Annotated in this window: 22 protein-coding genes; 11 read left to right on the forward strand and 11 right to left on the reverse strand. The window is 35.2% G+C overall.

The genetic code is table 11. The annotated features are described in order from the left end of the window. The first annotated feature begins 3 nt into the window (after nt 1-3). The 6 genes from ACWPWS_RS23285 to ACWPWS_RS23310 all read left to right on the forward strand — a co-directional run bounded on the left by ACWPWS_RS23285 (nt 4) and on the right by ACWPWS_RS23310 (nt 5,342). Nucleotides 4-825, forward strand: a complete 822-nt coding sequence (locus tag ACWPWS_RS23285) for a hypothetical protein (protein WP_454048076.1) — start codon at nt 4-6, stop codon at nt 823-825. Between the two features lie 7 nt (nt 826-832). Next, the gene (locus ACWPWS_RS23290; RefSeq protein WP_209786260.1) at nt 833-1,570 is read left to right on the forward strand and encodes a hypothetical protein; all 738 of its coding nucleotides are present in this window, start codon (nt 833-835) and stop codon (nt 1,568-1,570) included. Nucleotides 1,571-1,722: 152 nt separating this feature from the next. Further along, on the forward strand, nt 1,723-2,598 hold the full coding sequence (locus tag ACWPWS_RS23295; protein ID WP_454048077.1) for a hypothetical protein: 876 nt from the start codon (nt 1,723-1,725) through the stop codon (nt 2,596-2,598). A gap of 99 nt (nt 2,599-2,697) precedes the next feature. Continuing rightward, nucleotides 2,698-3,630 (forward strand): hypothetical protein, encoded by a 933-nt coding sequence (locus tag ACWPWS_RS23300; protein WP_209786258.1) that lies wholly within the window; start codon nt 2,698-2,700, stop codon nt 3,628-3,630. 87 nt (nt 3,631-3,717) lie between these two features. Continuing rightward, complete coding sequence (gene pth, locus ACWPWS_RS23305; RefSeq protein WP_209786257.1) at nt 3,718-4,281, forward strand: aminoacyl-tRNA hydrolase; 564 nt, start codon at nt 3,718-3,720, stop codon at nt 4,279-4,281. A 341-nt stretch (nt 4,282-4,622) separates the two neighbouring features. Beyond that, nucleotides 4,623-5,342 carry a vWA domain-containing protein gene (locus ACWPWS_RS23310; protein ID WP_454048078.1) on the forward strand — a complete coding sequence of 240 codons (720 nt, stop codon included), beginning with the start codon at nt 4,623-4,625 and terminating at the stop codon, nt 5,340-5,342. 109 nt (nt 5,343-5,451) lie between these two features. Here the strand turns inward: ACWPWS_RS23310 and ACWPWS_RS23315 are convergent, their stop codons facing one another. From ACWPWS_RS23315 to ACWPWS_RS23330, 4 genes are all read right to left on the reverse strand, one after another. After that, nucleotides 5,452-6,087 (reverse strand): carbonic anhydrase, encoded by a 636-nt coding sequence (locus ACWPWS_RS23315; protein WP_209786255.1) that lies wholly within the window; start codon nt 6,085-6,087, stop codon nt 5,452-5,454. Between the two features lie 51 nt (nt 6,088-6,138). Then, nucleotides 6,139-7,731 carry a SulP family inorganic anion transporter gene (locus ACWPWS_RS23320; RefSeq protein WP_209786254.1) on the reverse strand — a complete coding sequence of 531 codons (1,593 nt, stop codon included), beginning with the start codon at nt 7,729-7,731 and terminating at the stop codon, nt 6,139-6,141. A gap of 145 nt (nt 7,732-7,876) precedes the next feature. Beyond that, nucleotides 7,877-8,176: a hypothetical protein gene (locus tag ACWPWS_RS23325; protein ID WP_105683231.1), complete on the reverse strand. Its 300-nt coding sequence runs from the start codon at nt 8,174-8,176 to the stop codon at nt 7,877-7,879. A gap of 21 nt (nt 8,177-8,197) precedes the next feature. Then, nucleotides 8,198-8,866: a carbonic anhydrase gene (locus ACWPWS_RS23330; protein ID WP_209786253.1), complete on the reverse strand. Its 669-nt coding sequence runs from the start codon at nt 8,864-8,866 to the stop codon at nt 8,198-8,200. A 384-nt stretch (nt 8,867-9,250) separates the two neighbouring features. Between ACWPWS_RS23330 and ACWPWS_RS23335 the strand changes: the two genes are divergently transcribed. After that, nucleotides 9,251-10,378, forward strand: a complete 1,128-nt coding sequence (locus ACWPWS_RS23335) for a helix-turn-helix domain-containing protein (RefSeq protein ID WP_454048079.1) — start codon at nt 9,251-9,253, stop codon at nt 10,376-10,378. A gap of 135 nt (nt 10,379-10,513) precedes the next feature. Continuing rightward, a complete protein-coding gene (locus ACWPWS_RS23340) occupies nt 10,514-11,125 on the forward strand; it encodes a DUF2306 domain-containing protein (protein ID WP_454048080.1) in 612 nt (203 codons plus the stop codon). A gap of 8 nt (nt 11,126-11,133) precedes the next feature. On the opposite strand, the gene ACWPWS_RS23345 is transcribed toward ACWPWS_RS23340, so the two are convergent. From ACWPWS_RS23345 to ACWPWS_RS23360, 4 genes are all read right to left on the reverse strand, one after another. Then, the gene (locus ACWPWS_RS23345) at nt 11,134-12,627 is read right to left on the reverse strand and encodes a phosphoethanolamine transferase (RefSeq protein WP_454048081.1); all 1,494 of its coding nucleotides are present in this window, start codon (nt 12,625-12,627) and stop codon (nt 11,134-11,136) included. Between the two features lie 489 nt (nt 12,628-13,116). Beyond that, nucleotides 13,117-13,671, reverse strand: a complete 555-nt coding sequence (locus ACWPWS_RS23350; RefSeq protein WP_309511708.1) for a serine O-acetyltransferase — start codon at nt 13,669-13,671, stop codon at nt 13,117-13,119. An 11-nt stretch (nt 13,672-13,682) separates the two neighbouring features. Beyond that, on the reverse strand, nt 13,683-14,831 hold the full coding sequence (locus tag ACWPWS_RS23355; RefSeq protein ID WP_309511707.1) for a glycosyltransferase: 1,149 nt from the start codon (nt 14,829-14,831) through the stop codon (nt 13,683-13,685). 39 nt (nt 14,832-14,870) lie between these two features. Further along, nucleotides 14,871-15,347 (reverse strand): acyltransferase, encoded by a 477-nt coding sequence (locus ACWPWS_RS23360; RefSeq protein WP_245169794.1) that lies wholly within the window; start codon nt 15,345-15,347, stop codon nt 14,871-14,873. Between the two features lie 146 nt (nt 15,348-15,493). Here ACWPWS_RS23360 and ACWPWS_RS23365 point away from each other — a divergent pair, with 146 nt between their 5' ends. From ACWPWS_RS23365 to ACWPWS_RS23375, 3 genes are read left to right on the forward strand one after another with little or no spacing between them, the layout of a single operon-like run. Next, a complete protein-coding gene (locus ACWPWS_RS23365; protein WP_209786247.1) occupies nt 15,494-16,465 on the forward strand; it encodes a 3-oxoacyl-ACP synthase III family protein in 972 nt (323 codons plus the stop codon). A 28-nt stretch (nt 16,466-16,493) separates the two neighbouring features. Then, a complete protein-coding gene (locus tag ACWPWS_RS23370; protein ID WP_047380387.1) occupies nt 16,494-16,727 on the forward strand; it encodes a phosphopantetheine-binding protein in 234 nt (77 codons plus the stop codon). Then, nucleotides 16,727-17,485: an SDR family NAD(P)-dependent oxidoreductase gene (locus ACWPWS_RS23375; RefSeq protein ID WP_454048082.1), complete on the forward strand. Its 759-nt coding sequence runs from the start codon at nt 16,727-16,729 to the stop codon at nt 17,483-17,485. Before ACWPWS_RS23370 ends, ACWPWS_RS23375 begins: the two co-directional genes overlap by 1 nt. Before the next feature lies 1 nt (nt 17,486). Here the strand turns inward: ACWPWS_RS23375 and ACWPWS_RS23380 are convergent, their stop codons facing one another. Genes ACWPWS_RS23380 through ACWPWS_RS23390 form a run of 3 tightly spaced genes read right to left on the reverse strand, consistent with a single transcriptional unit; the run spans nt 17,487 to nt 20,040 of the window. Beyond that, nucleotides 17,487-18,641 carry a glycosyltransferase gene (locus tag ACWPWS_RS23380; RefSeq protein ID WP_454048083.1) on the reverse strand — a complete coding sequence of 385 codons (1,155 nt, stop codon included), beginning with the start codon at nt 18,639-18,641 and terminating at the stop codon, nt 17,487-17,489. Then, the gene (locus ACWPWS_RS23385; protein WP_454048084.1) at nt 18,641-19,480 is read right to left on the reverse strand and encodes a glycosyltransferase family 2 protein; all 840 of its coding nucleotides are present in this window, start codon (nt 19,478-19,480) and stop codon (nt 18,641-18,643) included. The genes ACWPWS_RS23380 and ACWPWS_RS23385 overlap by 1 nt, the downstream gene beginning before the upstream one ends. Then, nucleotides 19,480-20,040, reverse strand: coding sequence for an acyltransferase (locus ACWPWS_RS23390; RefSeq protein ID WP_454048085.1), 561 nt, complete (start codon nt 20,038-20,040; stop codon nt 19,480-19,482). The genes ACWPWS_RS23385 and ACWPWS_RS23390 overlap by 1 nt, the downstream gene beginning before the upstream one ends. Nucleotides 20,041-20,160: the final 120 nt, after the last annotated feature.

Genomic DNA, 20,160 nt, shown 5'->3' on the forward strand with positions numbered 1-20,160 from the left:
CTAATGATGAAAAAACTATTATCAACACTGCTTTGTAGCATAGGACTTTTGGCAACAGCTCAGGTAGGAATAAAAACAGACACCCCAAAAGCACAGCTTGATGTAAACGGAGATGTCAACTTCAGAAATAAGATGGGTATTTTTAATGCCACAGATAACACCGTATTTCAGGGAAATAATGATCAGCTTTTGGTTTCCAGGGGTGAGGGTTTTGCTCCCATCTGGAAATCCCTTCGTATTCCTGAATATGAACCGAATAAATTTTATCTGATCTACAACAACTCCTTTTCAGATAAAGTAGGAGTTACATTTACCTCTTCAGAAGATTCTACGGTAGGTTTCGCTTCAAGAGGGGCAACTTTTACTAAGGGAAAAGAACTTAACAGTCTTCCGGGTTTTAAAAAAATTACGAACCTTTCAAAGACGATCAGTGTATTCAGTACTCAAAGTAAGGCTTACTTCCAGTTCGAAACAGTGGTTCAGGCTGACTTTGGAGCAGTAGGAGCAGTAGATACTTCAATAGATTATGCTTGTGGTATTTTTGTAGATGGTAAACTGGTGAACCTGAGACAAAGGAATTTAAAGGCAATTACCAGTACATACCCGTTTCTTACCCATACTCAGATCGGGATTGTAGATAATCTTGCTAAAGGAGATCATACGGTAGACGTTGCCTGTACAAGATTGGGTTCTTACGGAGCTTCCGGCAATAAACTTTCGATAGGAATTAATGGATATACTAACATTAATGACTTTATTGCCCAGTCTTCTCTAAAAGTTGATGTATATGAAGTTCCAGAAGTGTTTAACACAATTATAAACTAAGCAGGTCATGAAAAAAATACTATTTGTAACATCACTTCTTTTAGCTGTTATAGTAACTGCACAAGTGGGAATTAATACTCCTAATCCAACGAATATGCTGGATGTAAACGGAGATCTGAATATTGGAAAAGAATTAAGAACAGGAGGTACTGATATACTGAAAGGATCTGCCGGAACAGCAGGTGATATCCTGCATAATAATGCAGATTTAAACACCAATGACTGGAAAGCGATAAAAATTGCTGACGGACAGGGAAGTATGTCTGTATTTTCAATAAATACGGTTTCAGACAAGACCGGAGTTAGCTTTTCAGGAAATAATGGTTCAACTAACCCTTACGGTGATGGAGATCCACTGAATACGAATTGGTCTGTACTTACAGGAACAATGGATACTTTCTCTGTGACCAATCAAACGAATAAAGCTACTTTTTCGTTTCAGACAACAGTACAGAAAACAGGCTCCAATTCTGCAAGTTTTGCTTGTGGGGTATTTGTAGACGATGTGTTGAGAGCCGTAAGAACTGATGTATTGCTTGGAGATCCAGGAGCATATAAAATTTTCAATCTTAATGCAACACTCACGAATCTTATGCCTAAAAATGATTATAAAGTTAAAGTTGCATGCACAAAAAGAGCTATTTCTGGATCAACACTTGGAGTAGGAACTGCGGTGAATACTACCTTCCTCAATAGCGATATGTCACAGTCTGTTTTGACAACATCTATATTGCAGCCTTATTAATTTTCATCATAATACAATAATAGGAAATCTAAAAACGTTATGTTTTTAGATTTTTTTTGTTTATTAACTCTATTTCTTGTGAATTTGTTCAGATAAAGTGAAGTGTATTATCGAAAATTGAATTATATTTGGACAAGCTAAAAAAATTCTATATGGTAAAAAACTATTTTTTAAAAATGTTTGCCGGTATTGCTTTTCTTGGGCTGCTGACAGCATGTAATACTACTTCAGATCCTACAGAATCTATCCCGAATCCGGATGATGGACCACCTCCTAAAAGGGTTTTAGCAAAGGTGAGCTCGAATAATATATCTCAGGAAGACTATGTTACAACAGCTGTAACCGGAGATCTGCAGACCGCGGTGTCTAAAGATGAATCTTTTGCCGGAAGTGCTTATTACACAGGAACGGTAACGTATACTAACAAAAATATCACTAAAATTAAATTTGTAAGCTCAGCAACATCCAGTCTTGTTTATGAATTTAATATTGTTCCTGATGCTACAGGTAAAAAGATTTATAATGCAACATCTACCACAACGGGAGCAACTCCTTCCGCTTCAGTGGTGAGTGATTATGCTTTTACCTATGACCCGGTTACCAATAGACTTACCAAGATTCTTGAGAAGAGAAAAGAAGCAGGAATAAGTGCTTATAATAAATTTATCAACTATGCTTTTGTGTATAGCGGAGAAAATGTAATTCAGGTAGTTTGTTCCAAAGGATTATTGGATATCAACGGAAACCCAAATATGGGTACAGCCGTGATAAGTAAGTATAGCTTTCAGAACTATGACGCTCAGAAAAGTCCGTACTCCACACTTCCAACAGCTTATTTCATCACACGAAGTCTGATCAATCCGGCTCAGTTCTATAAAATATCTCCGAATAACCCTACTTCAATGTTTATAGAATTACCGGCACCAGCCACTCCTGTTAATACAGCGCAAAGCTATTCTTATGATAATCAAGGGTATGTGGTTGTTGAGAAAAATCAAAATTTAACTTTTACCTATAAAAATTTATAGGAGAAATATAGTTATTAATCTTACCAGAATATAAATAATAATACAATTTTTAGGCAAAAAAAAATTATATTTGTCAAAAAAATAATCAATTACAAGGAAATGAAACAAATTTTCTATTTTATTTTACTGATCGCAGGTTTCTCCTCAATACATTCTTGCAAGGACATGCTGGATGAGGACGGAAATCCATTGCTGGATCTTAACAATACAGGAGGACTAAGCGGTCCCAGAGCATTATACAGAGAAATTACAGATAAAGATACGATCGCAGAATATCACTACAGCGGACTTCTTGTGACTAAAGTACTCACAGACAGTGCTTCCATCACTGATATTATGTACAGTGGTGATAAAATCAGCCAGATTAATTTCAACGGTTTCCTGGATCTTGACGGAAACGGTAAGCTGGATAAAGACAGTGTATCGTACACTCAATTATTCACTTATGCTAATAACAATAAGCTTCAGCTGATTTCTGAAAGCCGTTCAACCTTCAGAAGACCTCCGCCTGTAATACCAGGAGGCCCTTTAGGACCACAGACGTTACTGAAAAAAGAGAAAACTGCTTATCAGGTTAAGTACAGTACTGCTACAGGAAAGCTTGATTCAATCATTATGAAGAACGGACCAGATGTTCCGGGAGCTCCACTTAATTTCACAGATTACTCTAAAACAGCTTATACTTATGTTGGAGACAATGTATCTAAAGTGGTAAGAAACTACGGAACAATGACAGGAGGAGTATTTGGTGCTGTTACTGGAAAATATAGCTACGAGTACTATGCATATGATGATCAGGTAAGCCCATTCACCTTGTTGCCACATGTATATAAAATCTCAAGATTGTTATCTACAGTAATCAACGATAAAGAAAGCCTTATCTTATCTCCAAACAACCCTAAGAGATGGTCTGTAACAGATCTTACACCACCTATTCCAACTCCGGTTGTTAAGAGTACCAATTACGTTTATGATCCTCAGACTTATATGACAAAAGGATATGGCGTTAATTACATCTATAAACCACAATAGAAGAATTTTTTTAACAATATTCAAACTCAATCTTTCCTAAGATTGAGTTTTTTATTTTTTATCCCTTAATTTTGCAAAAAATTTCTGATGAAATATTTAATTGTCGGGCTTGGTAATAAAGGCTCAGAATATGAAAATACACGACATAATATAGGCTTTAAAGTAGCTGAAAAAATAGCTGAAACTCTCGAAGTATCATTCAATACCTCCAATTTTGGCTGGCTGGCAGAAGGAAAGCACAAGGGCAGAAAAGTTTTTGTTCTTAAACCGGATACTTACATGAACCTTTCTGGTAATGCAGTGAAATACTGGATGCAGAAGGAAAATATTCCCTTGGAAAATGTGCTGATCGTGACAGATGATCTGGCTTTGCCTTTCGGAACTTTAAGAATGAAAGGAAAGGGCTCTGATGCAGGTCATAACGGACTTAAAAATATCAATGAAGTATTGCAGACCCAGAACTATGCAAGGCTGCGTTTTGGCATCTCTGCTGATTTTTCTGCCGGAAGACAGGTAGATTATGTATTAGGAACATGGAATGAAGAGGAATCAGAAAAACTTACAGAAAGAATTGAAACCTTTGCTAAGGCCAGTCTTTCCTTTGTATTTGCTGGATTGAATAATACAATGTCTGCATTTAACGGGAAATAATTTCTAATTAGGATAAAGAAGTTCTGAAATTAAAATACAGTTTATCATATTGAATGACTGCCTTATTATTGAGGCAGTCATTTATTTATATTTTCAAAATACACATGGGTTAAAACCTATTCGCTTTAAGAAGTATTGCAGATATTAAATTATTGATTATTATTGTGTAATGAATTCACAGGTGAGAAATATTGGAATTAAAATATAATATTTACAGGAAATATAAAAAACAAATGAAGTATTTTTTTATCCTATTTTTTGTAACTCTCTTAAGTTGTAACCAGACTGAAAATAAAAACGAAGAGAAAAGAAACGATTCATCACAGCAAAATATAGTTTTGATGATAGATAGATCAATATCGATGTATTCGATAGATTTTAAGCCCAGCAGATCAGAAGCAATTTTGAATGTTTTAAGAAATGTAGTGTCTGCTAAAAAAGAGAATCAGGCTTTTTCGATTGTAGTTTTTGCGGGAGACTCTTATCTCATCTGTCCTGTTACAAAAGACAAACAAAAATTGCTTACAACTATTGATAAAATTACAAAAGAAATAACTCCTTTCGGGCCATTGAAGGGCGGAACCAATTTTTCACATGCATTATTAAATGCATTATATTCCTTAGAAGGACAAGAAGGAGAAAACTCAATTCTTTTGTTTTCCGACGGAACAACGACCATAGATTCTTATCCTATCAGTTTGCCTGTGAACGAAGCGGTAAAAAATAATATTACAATTAATTCTATTGTGATTACCCCAAAAGATTTTGCTGTTTCTCCGGTATTTATGGATGTAAAGGGCAATCTAAAATTTGAAAAAATGAAATCAGTAAAAGTTGATACAATGAAAGCCAAAGAAATTCCTGGTAAGACAGGTGGAATTTTTAAAGTATTTTACACTCAAAAAGATCTTGAACAATTTGATTTAAGAAAAGCGATGATTCATTCAAATAATGGATCGATAGTAAAAGTAAATCCTGCTAAAACAGACGCTGAAAAACTGAAATTGATCTACTTGGAAATCAAAAAGAAGAATGACAGTATTAGGAATCTGCATAAATAGAGCTGTATTATAAAAGCTTATTAACTGATCAAAACAATAAAAAATAAATGCCACCGAATTTCGATGGCATTTTCTGTAAATTATAATTGAAATTTAATGAAGTTACTTCTTATAACCAGGTTACTGCACCTGTCTCAACATCATAATTTGCTCCAACAATTTTAATTTTACCCTCTGCTTCAAGATTTTTAAGTGTTGAACTTTGCTTACGGATATCTTCAATCGCACTTTTTACGTTTTGATGATTAAGCCTTTCCAGAAGTGAGCTGTTTTTTGATGAACGTTCTTCGTTCTCTTCAATGATGTCATTGATGATAGGGTTGAAATGATTGATAAGGTGGTTCAGGTTATCCATTCCCAGCCCTTCAATTTGTGCCGCATCAAGACCTCCTTTCAAAGCTCCGCATTTCGTGTGTCCTAATACTACGATAAGCTTAGAACCGGCAACGTTACAACCGAATTCCATAGATCCTAAAATGTCTTGATTAACAAAATTACCAGCAATTCTAATACTGAATACATCTCCTAATCCCTGATCAAAGATAAGCTCTGCAGAAGTACGGCTGTCTATACAGCTTAAAACTACTGCAAAAGGCCATTGTCCCTCACGTGTTGCATTCACTTGCTCAAGAAGGTCTCTGTTTGCCTTAAGGTTATTTACAAATCTCAGGTTTCCTTCTTTTAAGAATTCTAATGCTTTCTCAGGAGTAATAGTTGACTGTGTTTCGTATGTATGTGCTTTCATATTTTTATTGTTTTCGAATTTAAAGTTAAAAAAATTAATTAATTGTAGAGATTACATAGCTCTTTTATGTGTAACTAAAATGTGAGAGTCTTCACTTCTTTCGTAATCTCTGTATGAAGTTTTAAACCCTATCAGTTCTACATTGATGTCTTGTTCCTTGGCACGGATATTGGCAAAGTCCTGAATCATTTCCAATACATCGGTTGCAATGTAGGATGTGCTTTTTGCATCTATGATTACTGTAGAGTTGGGTTTTATATTTTTAAGTGTTTTTTTGATGGCTGCCTTATTTAAAAATGATACTTCTTCAGCCAGCTTGATATTGATCCCATCAGCGTCATCCAGCCTTTCTCTGCTTAAATAGTAAGCTCTTTTCATATTTCCCTGAAGGATATAGAAAACGGAGATGGTAAGACCAATTCCTACCCCTTTTAACAGGTCTGTTGCCACTACGGCTACCACGGTTGCTACAAACGGTATAAACTGGAATTTTCCCAGGTGCCAGAAATGTTTGAATGTAGCTGGCTTTGCCAATTTATATCCCACTAAAATTAATACCGCAGCTAATGTTGCTAATGGAATTAAATTTAAAATAACAGGAATTGAAAGCACACAGATCAATAAAAAGACTCCATGAATAATAGAGGAAATTTTAGAGGTTGCTCCGGCATTGGCATTGGCAGAACTTCTTACCACTACAGAAGTCATCGGAAGACCACCAATAAATGAACTGATAAGGTTTCCTATTCCCTGAGCTTTAAGTTCAAGATTGGTATCTGTAATTCTTCTCTGTCTGTCTAAACGGTCCGAAGCTTCAATACAAAGTAACGTTTCAATAGAAGCTACAATGGCAATTGTTGCTCCTACAATCCATACTTTAGGATTGGTAAAACCATTCAAGTCCGGAGTGGTGATCAGATTTTTAAAATCATCAAAAGTCTGCGGAACCGGTAAAGAAACCAAATGCTGGGTTTCGATAGCCAGAGAACTTCCGGACATCTTAAAGAGTTGATTCAAAAGGATACTTACAATTACTGCCACCAATGCTCCCGGAAGCATTTTCATCCTTTTCAGTACGTGGATTTTGTCCCATGCAATAAGGATGGCTACAGAAACTAAAGTAATAACAATGGCTCCCGGATGAATAGCTCCGAATAATTCTGTAAAATATCCGAAATTCAGGCCGTTATCAAAAATAGATTCGTGACCTTCATAATCTTTATCAAATCCTAAAGCGTGCGGAATCTGTTTTAAAATAATAATGATTCCTATGGCCGCCAGCATTCCTTCAATAACGTTATTCGGGAAATAGTTGGAAATACTTCCGGCTCTTACAAACCCTAAAACCAATTGAATAAGTCCTGCAATAATTCCTGCACACAGAAAGAGTTCAAATGCGCCAAGATCTGTTATTGCTGTTAAAACGATAGCTGTGAGACCCGCTGCAGGTCCTGATACTGAAATATTTGAATTACTGATTGTTCCTACTACCAGGCCGCCTACGATACCGGAAATAATACCGGATAATGGGGGAGCACCTGATGCTAAAGCAATTCCTAAACACAACGGAAGTGCTACTAAAAATACCACGAGTCCTGAAGGAAAATTTTCCTTGATTCCTCCTATTAATGATGTCTTTTTCATAATGTGAAGCTGTAAGGTATAACCGGCTTATCTGTTTTTAGATAAGTCAATTATAAAAAGTTGAAAAAAATAATTTTTAAAGTACATGCGTATCCGATATCAAAAATGATATGGAAATAGTATCAAAAAAATCTAACTATAGGAGTTACGCTTCCGGAGGAGGAGAAAATATAGTAAGTAAAGGGGAAAGATGAAAAGAATCATCAATCAGAATAAAAGACACGCCCTGAACATCAGGTTCAGAAAACTTCAGATAATCGAAAACATCTAAAGGTTTCGGAATGGTCTTTTCGTAAACAATGAATGAGGATGGGTGAGAATGTGGCTCTTCTTCATTGATTATTATATTCGTTCTCGCAATATCCCAGCCTGCAACTGCAGCAATGCCTGGCAGCGCTGTGAAATTGAGAAAAAACGTTAATACAATAATACTCCAGAATTTCATTTTACCTTCTTTTTAGAAAAACTATTTGGTCTTTCTGCTCATTACCCAATCAGAACCTGTAAGATTGTAGATCTTTTGGATGTCTTTCAAGATTTTCTCAAAATCAATCTCCAGATCAATGATTTTACCTGTTCTAAGGTCAAATACCCACCCGTGAACAATAGGATACTCTTCTAAAATGTATCTTTCCTGTACACAGGCCATTTTGATCACGTTGATGCACTGCTCCTGAACATTAAGTTCTACAAGTCTGTCATAACGCTTGTTTTCGTCCTGAATAGAATCCAGCTCTGCCTGATGCAGTCTGTAAACATCACGGATGGTTCTCAGCCATGGATTTAATAATCCAAGATCCTGAGGAGTCATCGCTGCTTTTACACCTCCGCAATTGTAATGCCCGCAAACAACAATGTGTTTTACTTTCAAATGTTCTACAGCATACTGAATAACGGCTGTGGAACTCATATCCAAAGTATTAACAACATTGGCAATGTTTCTGTAAACAAATACTTCTCCAGGTTTTGCTCCCATCAACTCTTCTGCGGTTGCTCTGCTATCTGAACATCCAATATACAGATAATCCGGATGCTGAGTTTTTGCAAGTTCATGGAAGAAATTTGGATCTTCTGCTAACTTTGACTCTACCCATTTTTTATTGTTTTCGAAAATAACCTCGTACGATTGTGACATAATTTTAAATTTTAAAAGTTTATAATTATTTATTTCGTTTAAATTATTTTCAAAATCAATAGACTAAATCAATAATTATGCAAAAATATACTTTTTGTTAAAAAGTCAAACACTTTTAACAAAGTTTAATAGTAAAATATGCTTAAAATCATATCTGATATTCCTATATACTTTGCTTTACACATATTGATATCTATAAGGTAATCCAAACGTTTAAAAAACTAGGATAAAATTACGAAGTATAAATTAAAATTTGAGATTTGTGAATTAAAATATTCTTAATTATTTATCGGTTCATGGATGTAATGGATTTGAGTTTAAAAAAAATCATCGAAATATATCAGAAAATGAATAATTTAAAGGTCTGATAAATCTATTCATTGAATGTCTGATTTTGGATTGCAATCTTTACCATCCTTATTTTACCTGGCAGGAGTTTTTATTGCCTGTTTTTCTTCTCTTTTGATTCTGGGGAAACGCAAAAAAATAATGGCAGATTATGTACTGGCAGTTTGGTTTTTGATGATAGGAATACATCTTATATTATTTATGCTGTTTTTTTCCGGCAGCTATGTGAAGTATCCTTATTTTCTTGGTTTTGAAGTGATCTTTCCCTTTATTCACGGGCCAATGCTGTATGTATATGTTCTGTGTGTAACAGGAAGAAATCCTGGTATGAAGACAGCGTTGCTGCATGGTATTCCTGTTCTGATGATCTGTATATTGTTATCTCAATTTCTGATGATGTCTCCCTGGGATAGGCTTGCTTCTTATCAGAACGGGAATAACGGGTACAAATCATTAAGTAAGGTCATCAAATATCTTATGATCTTATCAGGAATTGTATATGTTGTTTTAAGCCTTCTTGCTGTCAGGAAATATTCGAAAGGAATATCCAGCCAATACTCAAATACTGAGAAAATTAATCTGAACTGGTTGTATTATCTTATTGCAGGTATCGCTTTCATATGGATTGCTGTCATTATTAGAAATGATATTCTTATTTTTTCCATCGTTGTTCTATTTATTGTAATGGCGGCGTACTTTGGAATCAGTCGGGTGGGGATTTTGGATCTGCCTGTTGGTATTGATATGACAGAGGATAAGGAAGAGGATCATGAAATGGTAAAATATCAGAAAAATTCTCCGGGTGATGAGGCTATACAATCTATTTATGAAAAGCTCGTGTATAAAATGGAACACGAAAAACTCTACAAAGACCCGGAACTTAATCTGAACAATATTGCCAAAGTATTAGAGGTTCACCCTAATGTATTGTCTCAGGTCATTAATTCTATGGAGCAGAAAAATTTTTATGATTATATCAACAGGCAGCGTATTGAAGAATTTAAACGGACTGTAGTACTTCAGGAAAATCAAAAATATACGATTCTTTCATTGGCTTTTGAATGTGGATTCAATTCCAAAACTTCTTTCAACAGAAATTTTAAAAAATACATGAATTGCTCACCTACAGAATTTTTAAAAAGCCAAAGCATTCATATGGAATGATTTATTGTTGATATTTCTGGTTGTTGATTGGTAAGTGATTTATTATTAATGATTTATAAATAGGTTCCACCTTTCATTTTGGAACATTTGGCACTTTTATAATGCTCATTTTTACAGAAAATTAAATTGACAACTATGAAAAAGTTACTGTTTGTAATAATGGGTATTTTGGCATTACTTATCGGATTATATCCTTTTATTTACGCTTTTGTAGAACATAAATATACCTTTCTGGGTTCAAAATCATCAGAAGTTCTCCATAATGTTATCTGGAAATCCGCCTTTTTCTCTCATATTATTTTTGGTGGGCTGGCACTTTTTATTGGCTGGTCTCAGTTTGGGAAATCATTCCGTAATAAAAATATCAGGGTGCATCGCATCATTGGGAAGCTCTATGTGATTGCAGTGGTTATTAGTGCTGTTTCGGCTGTTTATATGGGCTTTTATGCTAATGGCGGATTAATTTCGTCGGCAGGGTTCATCAGTTTGGGATTAATCTGGCTGATGACTACTCTTGCAGCGGTTATACAGATCAGAAAAGGGATTATCAGTAAACATCAGCAATTCATGACCTATAGTTATGCCTGCACCTTTGCTGCAGTAACACTGAGGCTATGGTATCCTCTGCTGACAAAGATTACTGGAGATCCTGAAAGCTCTTACATTGCAGTAGCATGGCTGTGTTGGGTTCCTAATTTGTTAATTGCTTATTGGGCTAACAGAAAAATGACACAGATAAAAGTTTAAATGCCTACTTACTCGTCCAATTGATTATACTCCATACTCTTCATCTCTAAGTTCAAATACTTATTTCCTTCATTTTTATAGTGTTGAGGAGCTTCCAACCCCATATATTTCATGATCAGAGGGTAGATGTAAGTGGTTTGTGTCTGTTGGGGTTCATGTCCGGTAATTCTGTAGTTTGCCGGAACTTTGTCTCCAAACCATACAAAAAACGGAACCTGAGTAGATTCTTTAGAGTCTACGTGCAATAATTTGTCTCCTTGTATTTTAAGGCCATGATCTGAAGCATAAATTACCACAGAATTAGTGTTTTTCAGCGTTTTGAAAATATTGTTGAAAACATAATCCGTGTATTTGATAGAGCTGTCATAGCAGTTAAGATCTCCGGAATTCCAGTTGGGAGGAAGTCTGTTACATGGGTTTGGATGGCTTCCCATAATGTGAAGAACTACAAATTTATTCTCTTTCTTCTGTATGGCATTTTTGAGTTCAGGAACAATTACTTCATCGTAGCCGTTTACCCATTTTTTATTTTTAGACATGGAAGCTATGGCTGTAATTCCTTTTGCACTTGCCTGTGTACTGAGCCAGAAAGAATTGTACCCGCTCTGATTGGCAAGATTGATGATATTGTAGGAAAGTTTATCATAACGATATCTGAATTCATCCGGATGAATGCTGGATAACATTAATGGAACACTCAGGTTTGTAATTCCTGCAGGAGAAACAGCATGATCAAAAATCATCATGTTTTCAGCCTGTTGATCTGTATAAGGAGTTGTTTTTTTAGAATAGCCATACAGGGACATGTTTTGCTTTCTTTCTGATTCCCCGATGATAAGAATTACATTTTCTATTCCAGGCTGTATTTTTTTGATATTGAAAACCGGAATATTCTTTTTTATTTCATTAATATCTCTCTGTATATTCAACGCGGTATTGAAATCAGATAAATGATAATATACATTCTTGATCATCCTGCCTCCACCTTTATTGCTTACATAGGTGTGTTTAAGGTGATATCCGAAGGGTAAAATAAGCCACAGTAATGCAATAATGATAAATTTAGCATCAAACTTGACCACATTTGTTTTTAGGTAATTCACCGAGTACACTACCATTCCCAGAAAAACGAAAAACAAGATGACCGGAAGAATAAACATATAAGACATGCTCATGGCTTCATCCGGATTAGACTCAAGAATACTGATGGCCATTCCTACATTAAATCCGGAATGATAAATAAGAAAACAGGATACTGAGATCAGAAAGTTAATGCTTAGCAATAAACAGAGAATACCCGCAATGACAGTTGTATATTTATTCTTAAAAAGAAGTGCATTGAATACCAGAAACGAAGAAAACATAATTCCATACTCAAAAATATTCCGGATACTGTCTGTTTTTTCAGCCCCAAAGAGATTATCAAAGATGTAAGGGAATGAAATCAAAAAACCCGTTAGGTATATTATAATGAGAAGAATAGGAACTATTTTTTTGAACATGGTTGTAGGTGTCTGGGCTGTTAGGATAAATTTTATATCATCTACCTCTTAGAGTTTCCGGAAGAGCCTGCCGAATATCAGAATCATGGAGTGCATGAAAAGAATTACTATCAGATAATAATTCCCAAATGTTATAGATATTGCATCAACTCAACAAAGAAACTTTTGAAGATAAATTGTTGTAGTTTAAAGCGGTATGTCTTTTCCCGCTTTATAGAGTTGATTGCGTAGGTAGGAATGGGGACACTTGGGTCATATTTTTTTTCATCAAAAATTATTTTAAAAAATTAATAATAAGTTTGGGTTGTGTTTTTAATATTAAGCGATTAGTGGTATTGAAGGATAGGTGTCATCAAAAATAAAATGTAATATTTTATTTAAAATTGATGATTGTGTTGTTGTTCTATAACCAAACAATACATTTTTTTCAAATGTACAGGAAATTACCGATAAATGCAAGTAGAATTTTTACTATAACTATTGGATTTACTATACTTTACGGTTGATGTAATCCTTTGTTGCATCTGCTGTAGGGATAATTTTGGCGGGATTTCCAATCACAACAGAGTGGGAGGGAACATCAAAGTTGACATAAGAATTAGGAACAATCAATACATTATTTCCGATAGTGATTCCTCCTACAATAACGGCATTGGTGCCAATCCATACTTCATCGCCAATAACCGGATACCCTTCATTTTTTCCACGGTTCTGCTGACCTATGGTGACTCCATGAGCAATATTGCAGTTTTTTCCGATAACTGTTTTGGGATTAATGACAAGGCTTCCAAAATGTCCCAAATAAAAACCTTCGCCGATCTGGGTCTCAGGATAAATCTGAAAACCATATTTTATCTGATAATGTCTTAGTACAATTTTCCAGAAAATATTCAAAAAAGGAATTTTCTGATATTTCTGAGCCTTTCTCAGGATATAGACAAAATGAAGATTCGGATGAATACATTTTTTCCAGATCTGAAAAGTTGAAAGCCATTTTCCGCTTTCCCGGTAAAAATCTTTTTGAATGATAGAATAATCGGCCATTGTAAATGTTTTTATACTTCGTCAATTATTTTCTGAAGGTGTTCTACAGATTTTTCCAAAACAAATGGAAGCTCAGTTTCTGAGACCTGCTTTTTGTATTCTTCAGTTATATTTTTATCCGTAAGAAACTTTTTCATTCCTTCATATATTCCTTCTTCGGAATTGGGGGTGATATTTCCCAGCTTTCCATCCTGAAGAAGATCCCTGATGCCGGAAATATCTGTAGCAGAAATAGGTTTATTGAGGATAAGCGCTTCTGCTATAATCGTAGGAAATCCCTCGTGTCGTGAAGACATAATGTAAAAATCTGCCTTTTTCATATAAGGATACGGATTACTGCTGAAGCCAAGCATTTTGGCCGTATTTTGAAGCCCTAAGGTATCAAGTTGGTTTTGAATAGTATCAAAGTCGTATCCGTCACCAATGATCAGGAGTTGGTGTTGAAGCCCTTCATCAATCAGTTTTTTATGAACATTAAGCAATCTGTCATATCCTTTCTGCGGATATACAGTTCCTACCGTTACAAAAGTAGGAAGATCACTGTTAAAAGGATAGTCATTAACTTCAATATCTGCCTTTCTTAACGTATCATTTTTGTCAATCGGATTAAAGATCTTAATCACGGATGCTTTTTCTGCTTCGTTTTTAGCCAGCTCATACATTCCTTCCTGAAGTTTGTTGGAAATAACGAGTATTCTGTCAAACTTGAAAAACTGTCTGATGACTTCCGGAGTGTACCCTTTTAAATTGAAAATATCATTCTGTACCCAGATAATCTTTTTCGAATCTTTTTGAGGACTGGAGAGAATTTCCTGGTGCATCGCATGGATGGCAGCAATCTCTACATCGTATTTTTTATTCTTTAAAACAAATTTATAAAGTAGGGAAGGAAACCAAAGAAACATTTTCTGATAAAGCACCCTGTACGCTTTTACAGGAATATCCTGCAGCCTGTTGGTTGTTATCATTTCTCCTTTTGTCAAATAGTACAGGGTCACCCATGACGGAACCTCTTTAATATAGAGTCCCGAATAGAGATTAAGTAAAAGGTCGACTTCATATTTATCAGGAGGAAGATTTTTCAAAAAGTTGATTAATACTTTCTCAGCACCACCATGACGTAATGAACCTATACGAATGAGGAGTTTTTTCTTTTTCAATTTGCTTTTTTTCTTTTTTATGATTTGGCAAGATTAAATTTATTTAATTTTTCTTGCTTTTTTATACTTGTGAGGAAGATTTTCTTTGATATAAGCATCCAGCTTTTTCCGGTCTTTCTCCAGTTCACGGGGATATTCCGGGTTGTTTTTAAGAACAATATCACCATAATCCTCAATAGTACACAGAAATTGTGCCGGGTTTCCGATGAAGACCGTATTGTCAGGCATAGACTGTGATAATACAGAGTTGGCGCCCAAAATACAGTTGTTTCCAATCTGAACATCCTGCATAATTACACAATTAAGTCCAATAGTGCAGTTGTTTCCAATTTTTATTCTTCCTAATATTCTTGCGTCTTCATAGCCTGGAAGTCTTCTGAGCAAGGTGGTTGTTCCACCGTGATTTACAAACCTTACATCACCGGCAATATTTACGTTATCACCAATTTCGATAAGGTAAGGTTCCGTTCCGAAATACACTTTATCAGGCATGTTAAAGTTTTTTCCTACTTTCATCCCTTTATATTTAGCCACTTCAAGGCTGCCCCTGTTCAAAAAAGTATGGTAGAGGGAGTCTATTTTTAATAGGATTCTGAATATAAAAATCATCACAAGTGTAAATTTGTTTTCGTTACTTTTGCAAAGAAAGAGAATTTATTAATATGATGAAAATTTCAAAAATAGAATATTATCTGCCTCAGCAGGTGTTAACTAACGAGGACCTTGAGAAACAGTTCCCTGAATGGAGCTCCGAACGTATCCAGGAGAAAGTAGGTATTTCCCAACGCCATATTTCTTCTGACAGCGAAACCGTACTGGATATGGCTGTACAATCTTCAGAAAAAATTTTTGAAAACTATGACAGAAACAAAGTAGATTTTATTTTGTTCTGTACCCAAAGTCCGGAATATTTCCTTCCTACAACGGCCTGTATTTTGCAGGACAGATTGGGGCTTAGAAAAAATATCGGAGCTATAGATTTTAACCTTGGCTGCTCAGGATTTGTGTATGGACTGGCTTTTGCAAAAGGATTAATTTCCGCAGGCATTGCAAAGAGTATTCTCCTGGTAACTTCAGAGACGTATACCAAACACATTCACCCTGATGATAAAGGAAACCGCAGCATATTCGGGGATGCCTCTGCTTCTGCAATTATTGAAAAATCAGAAGGCAATGATTATCAGTTCTGCCTGGGAACAGATGGAAGTGGTGCAGAAAATCTTATCGTGAAGAAAGGAGCTTTCAAAAAAGATTTTGAACTGAATCCTGAACATGAATTCAGCCCTGAAAATATTTATATGAATGGCCCTGAAATTTTTAATTTTACGATTGAAAATATCCCCGGGCTGGTAAAAGAAACACTGGAAGTGAATGGAATGACGATGGATGATATTGACCATTTTGTTTTCCATCAGGCCAATTCTTTTATGTTGAATTATTTAAGAAAGAAAACAAAAATTCCGGCAGAAAAGTTCTATATTGATATGGAAAAAACCGGGAATACGGTTTCTGCAACCATTCCTATTGCTCTTAAAAATATGATGGATAAGGGAATGCTGAAAGAAGGGGATAAGGTTTTAATGGCAGGGTTTGGAGTAGGATACTCATGGGGAGCCACTATTATTGAAATATAACAGAACAAAACATTTAAAATTATAAAATATGAAAACATCCGTTTTTTTAGAAAAACTACAGGAGGAATTGGAAGAAGATGAAACATTAACCACTGAAACGAATTTAAAATCTTTGGAAAGCTACGATTCTATCAGCTTGCTTTCTGTTATTGCATTTGTAGACGAAAACTTCAGCAAAAAAATTGATACTAAGCATTTTAAAGATATTGAAACCGTTTCAGACCTGATGAATGTTATAGGAAAAGAAAATTTTGAAGATTAATGGATGCTTTCTCATTAAAAAATAAAATTATTCTCATTACAGGCGCTTCTTCCGGGATCGGGAGAAGCTGTTCTGTAGAATGCAGCAAAAGTGGTGCTGATCTTATTCTCTTGGGAAGAAACCATGAGGAACTGATGAAAACAGTGTCTATGCTGAATCCTGAAACAAAATTTGAAACCATCACTGAAGATATTACCCAATCTGAAAACCTTGAAGCCATCATTGCGGATAAAGTTTCAGTATTAGGTAAAATAGCAGGATTTATACATTGCGCCGGTATTGAGAAAACATTACCACTAAAGAAACATAACCCTCAGCTTTATCAGGATATATTTGCTGTCAACGTCATTGCAGGACTTGAAATTGCTAAAATTTTATCTTTAAAAAAATATAAGGATGAGACCTCAAGTTTTGTATTTATTTCTTCCGTTGCAGGAATGATAGGAGAGGCAGGGAAGGCTGCCTATTCTGCCAGCAAAGGAGCTGTGATTTCCGGAGCCCGTTCTTTGGCTATGGAACTATCAAGAAGTAATATTCGGGTTAACAGCATAAGCCCGGCGATGGTCAATACTCCAATTTTAGAGAAAATGTTTGAAAATATCGGAGAAGAAGCTTCATCAGAAATCATAAAAAAGCATCCGCTGGGAATAGGTGAGCCTAAAGATGTAGCGAATGCCTGTATATTTTTACTGTCTGATGCCTCAAGATGGGTCACAGGAACTAACCTTGTGATTGACGGAGGATATTCTGCACAATAATTTATTTTTTGAGCAGCGTTTCTATAATATTTTCTACACTGTCAAATATTTTCTTGTTATCAAACTGACTTTCAATAGTTTTAAGGTTCTCTTTAATGTGCGAGACAAGGCTGGGATTGGTAAGGAATGTTTTCATCGCTGAATACATTTCATCTGTCTCATAATTGATGAGGTATCCTGTTTCCCGGTCTTTGATCATAAGGCCTACATCTCCCACTTCTGTTGCAATAATTGGCTTCTGAAGGATTAAAGCTTCAGCAATTACCAGTGGCCATGCTTCAGATTCAGAAGAAAGGATAAAATAATCCGCCTTTTTAATATAAGGATAAGGATTCATCTGATTTCCCATTAAAATAAATGTCTTTTCAACATTATTTTTGGCTGCCTGTGCTTTGAGGTTGTTCATTTCATCGCCATCACCAATGACAATGATGCTGTGATGAAACCCTTCATTGATAAGCTTCGTATGAGCGTCAATAAGTTTGTGATATCCTTTTCTTGAATGAAGTCTTCCGATAGAAGCAAAAACAGGTCCTTCAGGAAAATTTTCAAGCTTTTCTTCCGCCTTACGTTTGATTTCTTCGATAGGGATAGGATTGATGATAACGCTCTCAGCAGGATAATTGAGATTCGGGTAATACTGATGCATCATATCCTTTATTTTATGAGAGCAGTATACCATATGGTCAAATTGTGGAAAGCTCTTTAAAATGTTCGGTACTAAAGGCTGAAATTTTGGGACGTTAATTTCAGAGTGAAACCATCCTATTTTTTTTGAATTCTTATGGGTTGAGTTTAGAATGGCATCATAATCCCTGTAATCCATCCCGATCTCAATATCAAAAGTATCATTAATAAGACGGTCTGCAATGGCAGGAGAATTTTCCAGTTTTCTTAGCTTTATTCTTCTTTTAACGAGCTGAAGTTTCTGTAAAAGAGAATTATTGGAAAAATCTTCTTTTCCGTCGGTTAGGTATACTTTTCTGATATGTTTCGGAAGTTCATCACGCAGTTTCCCCTGGTTGAGAGTCAAACATACTGTCATTTCAAATTTGTCAGGATTAAGATTATTGAGAAGTCCCAGCAATACTTTTTCTACACCTCCCATTTCCATGGAACGATGCCTGAACAAAATTTTTATTTTTTTTTCTAACATTATCCGAAGATTGATTGTAACGTAATTTTTATTTTTTTCATGATACGGAAAGGCAGCTGATGCTGATACTGCAATAGTCCAAATATTTCATCTGAACCTGTATACTGATCAGGAACTTTCTCTCCATTGATGGTGGTAAGTCCTCTGCGTTTCATCGTATTGAAAATCACCTGGGCAAAATACTCATGGGATTTCTTTTTATTGTCATTCTGAGAAATTCCGCCCTGATGGGTTCTGTAAAGATAGTTGGTTTCATTAATAAACTGAACGTTCCCTTTTTCATACATTTTAAGATATAAATCCTGATCTTCTCCTATTTTTAAATTAGGATTCATTTTTTCAGTCTGTTCATAAACTGCTTTTCTGAAAGTTACAAAATGAGCAATCTGAATCGGGAAGTTAAAAAAATAAGGATCCCTGTTCGGTACCTGCATGGCTGACCTGAACGGAGCTATAGGCTTCAGATTCTGATCACATGTCATAAACCTTGAATAGGTAAGGACCGTATTTTTTTTAGCCTGAAAAATCTCCATACATTTTTGAATAGCCGTAGGGGAAATGGCATCATCCGGATCCACAAAACCACAGATTTCTCCTTCAGCAAGTTCAATCAGTTTACTTTTTGTAACTCCTACACCGGAATTTTTTTCATTTTCAAAAAATTTAAATCTTTTGTCATTTGAAATCATTTCCCGGATCATTATTTTCTCATTTTCAGAAGAGGCATCGTCTAAAATTACAGCTTCCCAGTTTGTATAGGTCTGTTGAAGGATACTTTCCAAACAGTCTTTAAAAAAAATGGCGTTGTTGTAATGTGCAATAAGAATAGAAAACTTCATTACCGTTCCTTGAGTATTAAATCCTGATGATTGATAACAGTGGTATTAGACGGAATATCTTTATGAATGGTACATCCGGCTCCAATGATACAGTTGTCTCCAATAGTAACCCCTTTTAAGATGGTCACATTACTTCCAAGCCAGCAGTTACTTCCTATTTTGATGGGAGCGGTGGTAAATTCTGAGGAGAGAAGTTTGAATTCCGGCTGAGTCTGGTAAGCATGGTTGTGGTCATACAGTTTCACTCCTTCTCCGAATAATGTATTGTCTCCTATTGAAATTCTGTCGAGACAATTGATGGAGCAGAAATTGTTCATAAAAAAATTATTCCCGATTTCTAACGTGGCATTTTGCTGCACAAGAATATGTACATAGTTTCTGAAACTAACGGAATTTCCAATAGTAATATTTTTTAGATTTTCGTGCAGAACAAAATGATTACTGATCCCAAGTTTTATCCCTTTAAAAGAAACATTGGGGTGTTTTTTAAGACGAGAAATCTGGCCTTTTCGTTGAATTTTTGCTAAAATTTCATCAAGCATACCTGAATTTATTTTCACATTTGTAGTTTACAAATATAATTTGTTTTATATAATTATAAGAATAAATCTTATTTTTGTGCCTTTAAATTAATACTTTATATCAAATAAAATAGCCTTCAGCGTTGAGGTTGTCCGGTT

It is taken from the genome of Chryseobacterium sp. Marseille-Q8038 (genome assembly GCF_965111995.1).

Excerpts from the sequence above, each read along its gene's own strand:
- ACWPWS_RS23380 (WP_454048083.1), bottom strand. The coding sequence starts at position 18,641 with ATGTTAGAAAAAAAAATAAAAATTTTGTTCAGGCATCGTTCCATGGAA.
- ACWPWS_RS23315 (WP_209786255.1), bottom strand. The coding sequence starts at position 6,087 with ATGAAAGCACATACATACGAAACACAGTCAACTATTACTCCTGAGAAA.
- ACWPWS_RS23370 (WP_047380387.1), top strand. The coding sequence starts at position 16,494 with ATGAAAACATCCGTTTTTTTAGAAAAACTACAGGAGGAATTGGAAGAA.
- ACWPWS_RS23345 (WP_454048081.1), bottom strand. The coding sequence starts at position 12,627 with ATGTTCAAAAAAATAGTTCCTATTCTTCTCATTATAATATACCTAACG.
- ACWPWS_RS23365 (WP_209786247.1), top strand. The coding sequence starts at position 15,494 with ATGATGAAAATTTCAAAAATAGAATATTATCTGCCTCAGCAGGTGTTA.
- ACWPWS_RS23335 (WP_454048079.1), top strand. The coding sequence starts at position 9,251 with ATGTCTGATTTTGGATTGCAATCTTTACCATCCTTATTTTACCTGGCA.
- ACWPWS_RS23360 (WP_245169794.1), bottom strand. The coding sequence starts at position 15,347 with ATGAAAGTAGGAAAAAACTTTAACATGCCTGATAAAGTGTATTTCGGA.
- pth (WP_209786257.1), top strand. The coding sequence starts at position 3,718 with ATGAAATATTTAATTGTCGGGCTTGGTAATAAAGGCTCAGAATATGAA.
- ACWPWS_RS23290 (WP_209786260.1), top strand. The coding sequence starts at position 833 with ATGAAAAAAATACTATTTGTAACATCACTTCTTTTAGCTGTTATAGTA.
- ACWPWS_RS23350 (WP_309511708.1), bottom strand. The coding sequence starts at position 13,671 with ATGGCCGATTATTCTATCATTCAAAAAGATTTTTACCGGGAAAGCGGA.
- ACWPWS_RS23375 (WP_454048082.1), top strand. The coding sequence starts at position 16,727 with ATGGATGCTTTCTCATTAAAAAATAAAATTATTCTCATTACAGGCGCT.
- ACWPWS_RS23300 (WP_209786258.1), top strand. The coding sequence starts at position 2,698 with ATGAAACAAATTTTCTATTTTATTTTACTGATCGCAGGTTTCTCCTCA.
- ACWPWS_RS23295 (WP_454048077.1), top strand. The coding sequence starts at position 1,723 with ATGGTAAAAAACTATTTTTTAAAAATGTTTGCCGGTATTGCTTTTCTT.
- ACWPWS_RS23285 (WP_454048076.1), top strand. The coding sequence starts at position 4 with ATGATGAAAAAACTATTATCAACACTGCTTTGTAGCATAGGACTTTTG.
- ACWPWS_RS23320 (WP_209786254.1), bottom strand. The coding sequence starts at position 7,731 with ATGAAAAAGACATCATTAATAGGAGGAATCAAGGAAAATTTTCCTTCA.
- ACWPWS_RS23340 (WP_454048080.1), top strand. The coding sequence starts at position 10,514 with ATGAAAAAGTTACTGTTTGTAATAATGGGTATTTTGGCATTACTTATC.
- ACWPWS_RS23385 (WP_454048084.1), bottom strand. The coding sequence starts at position 19,480 with ATGAAGTTTTCTATTCTTATTGCACATTACAACAACGCCATTTTTTTT.
- ACWPWS_RS23310 (WP_454048078.1), top strand. The coding sequence starts at position 4,623 with ATGATAGATAGATCAATATCGATGTATTCGATAGATTTTAAGCCCAGC.
- ACWPWS_RS23325 (WP_105683231.1), bottom strand. The coding sequence starts at position 8,176 with ATGAAATTCTGGAGTATTATTGTATTAACGTTTTTTCTCAATTTCACA.
- ACWPWS_RS23330 (WP_209786253.1), bottom strand. The coding sequence starts at position 8,866 with ATGTCACAATCGTACGAGGTTATTTTCGAAAACAATAAAAAATGGGTA.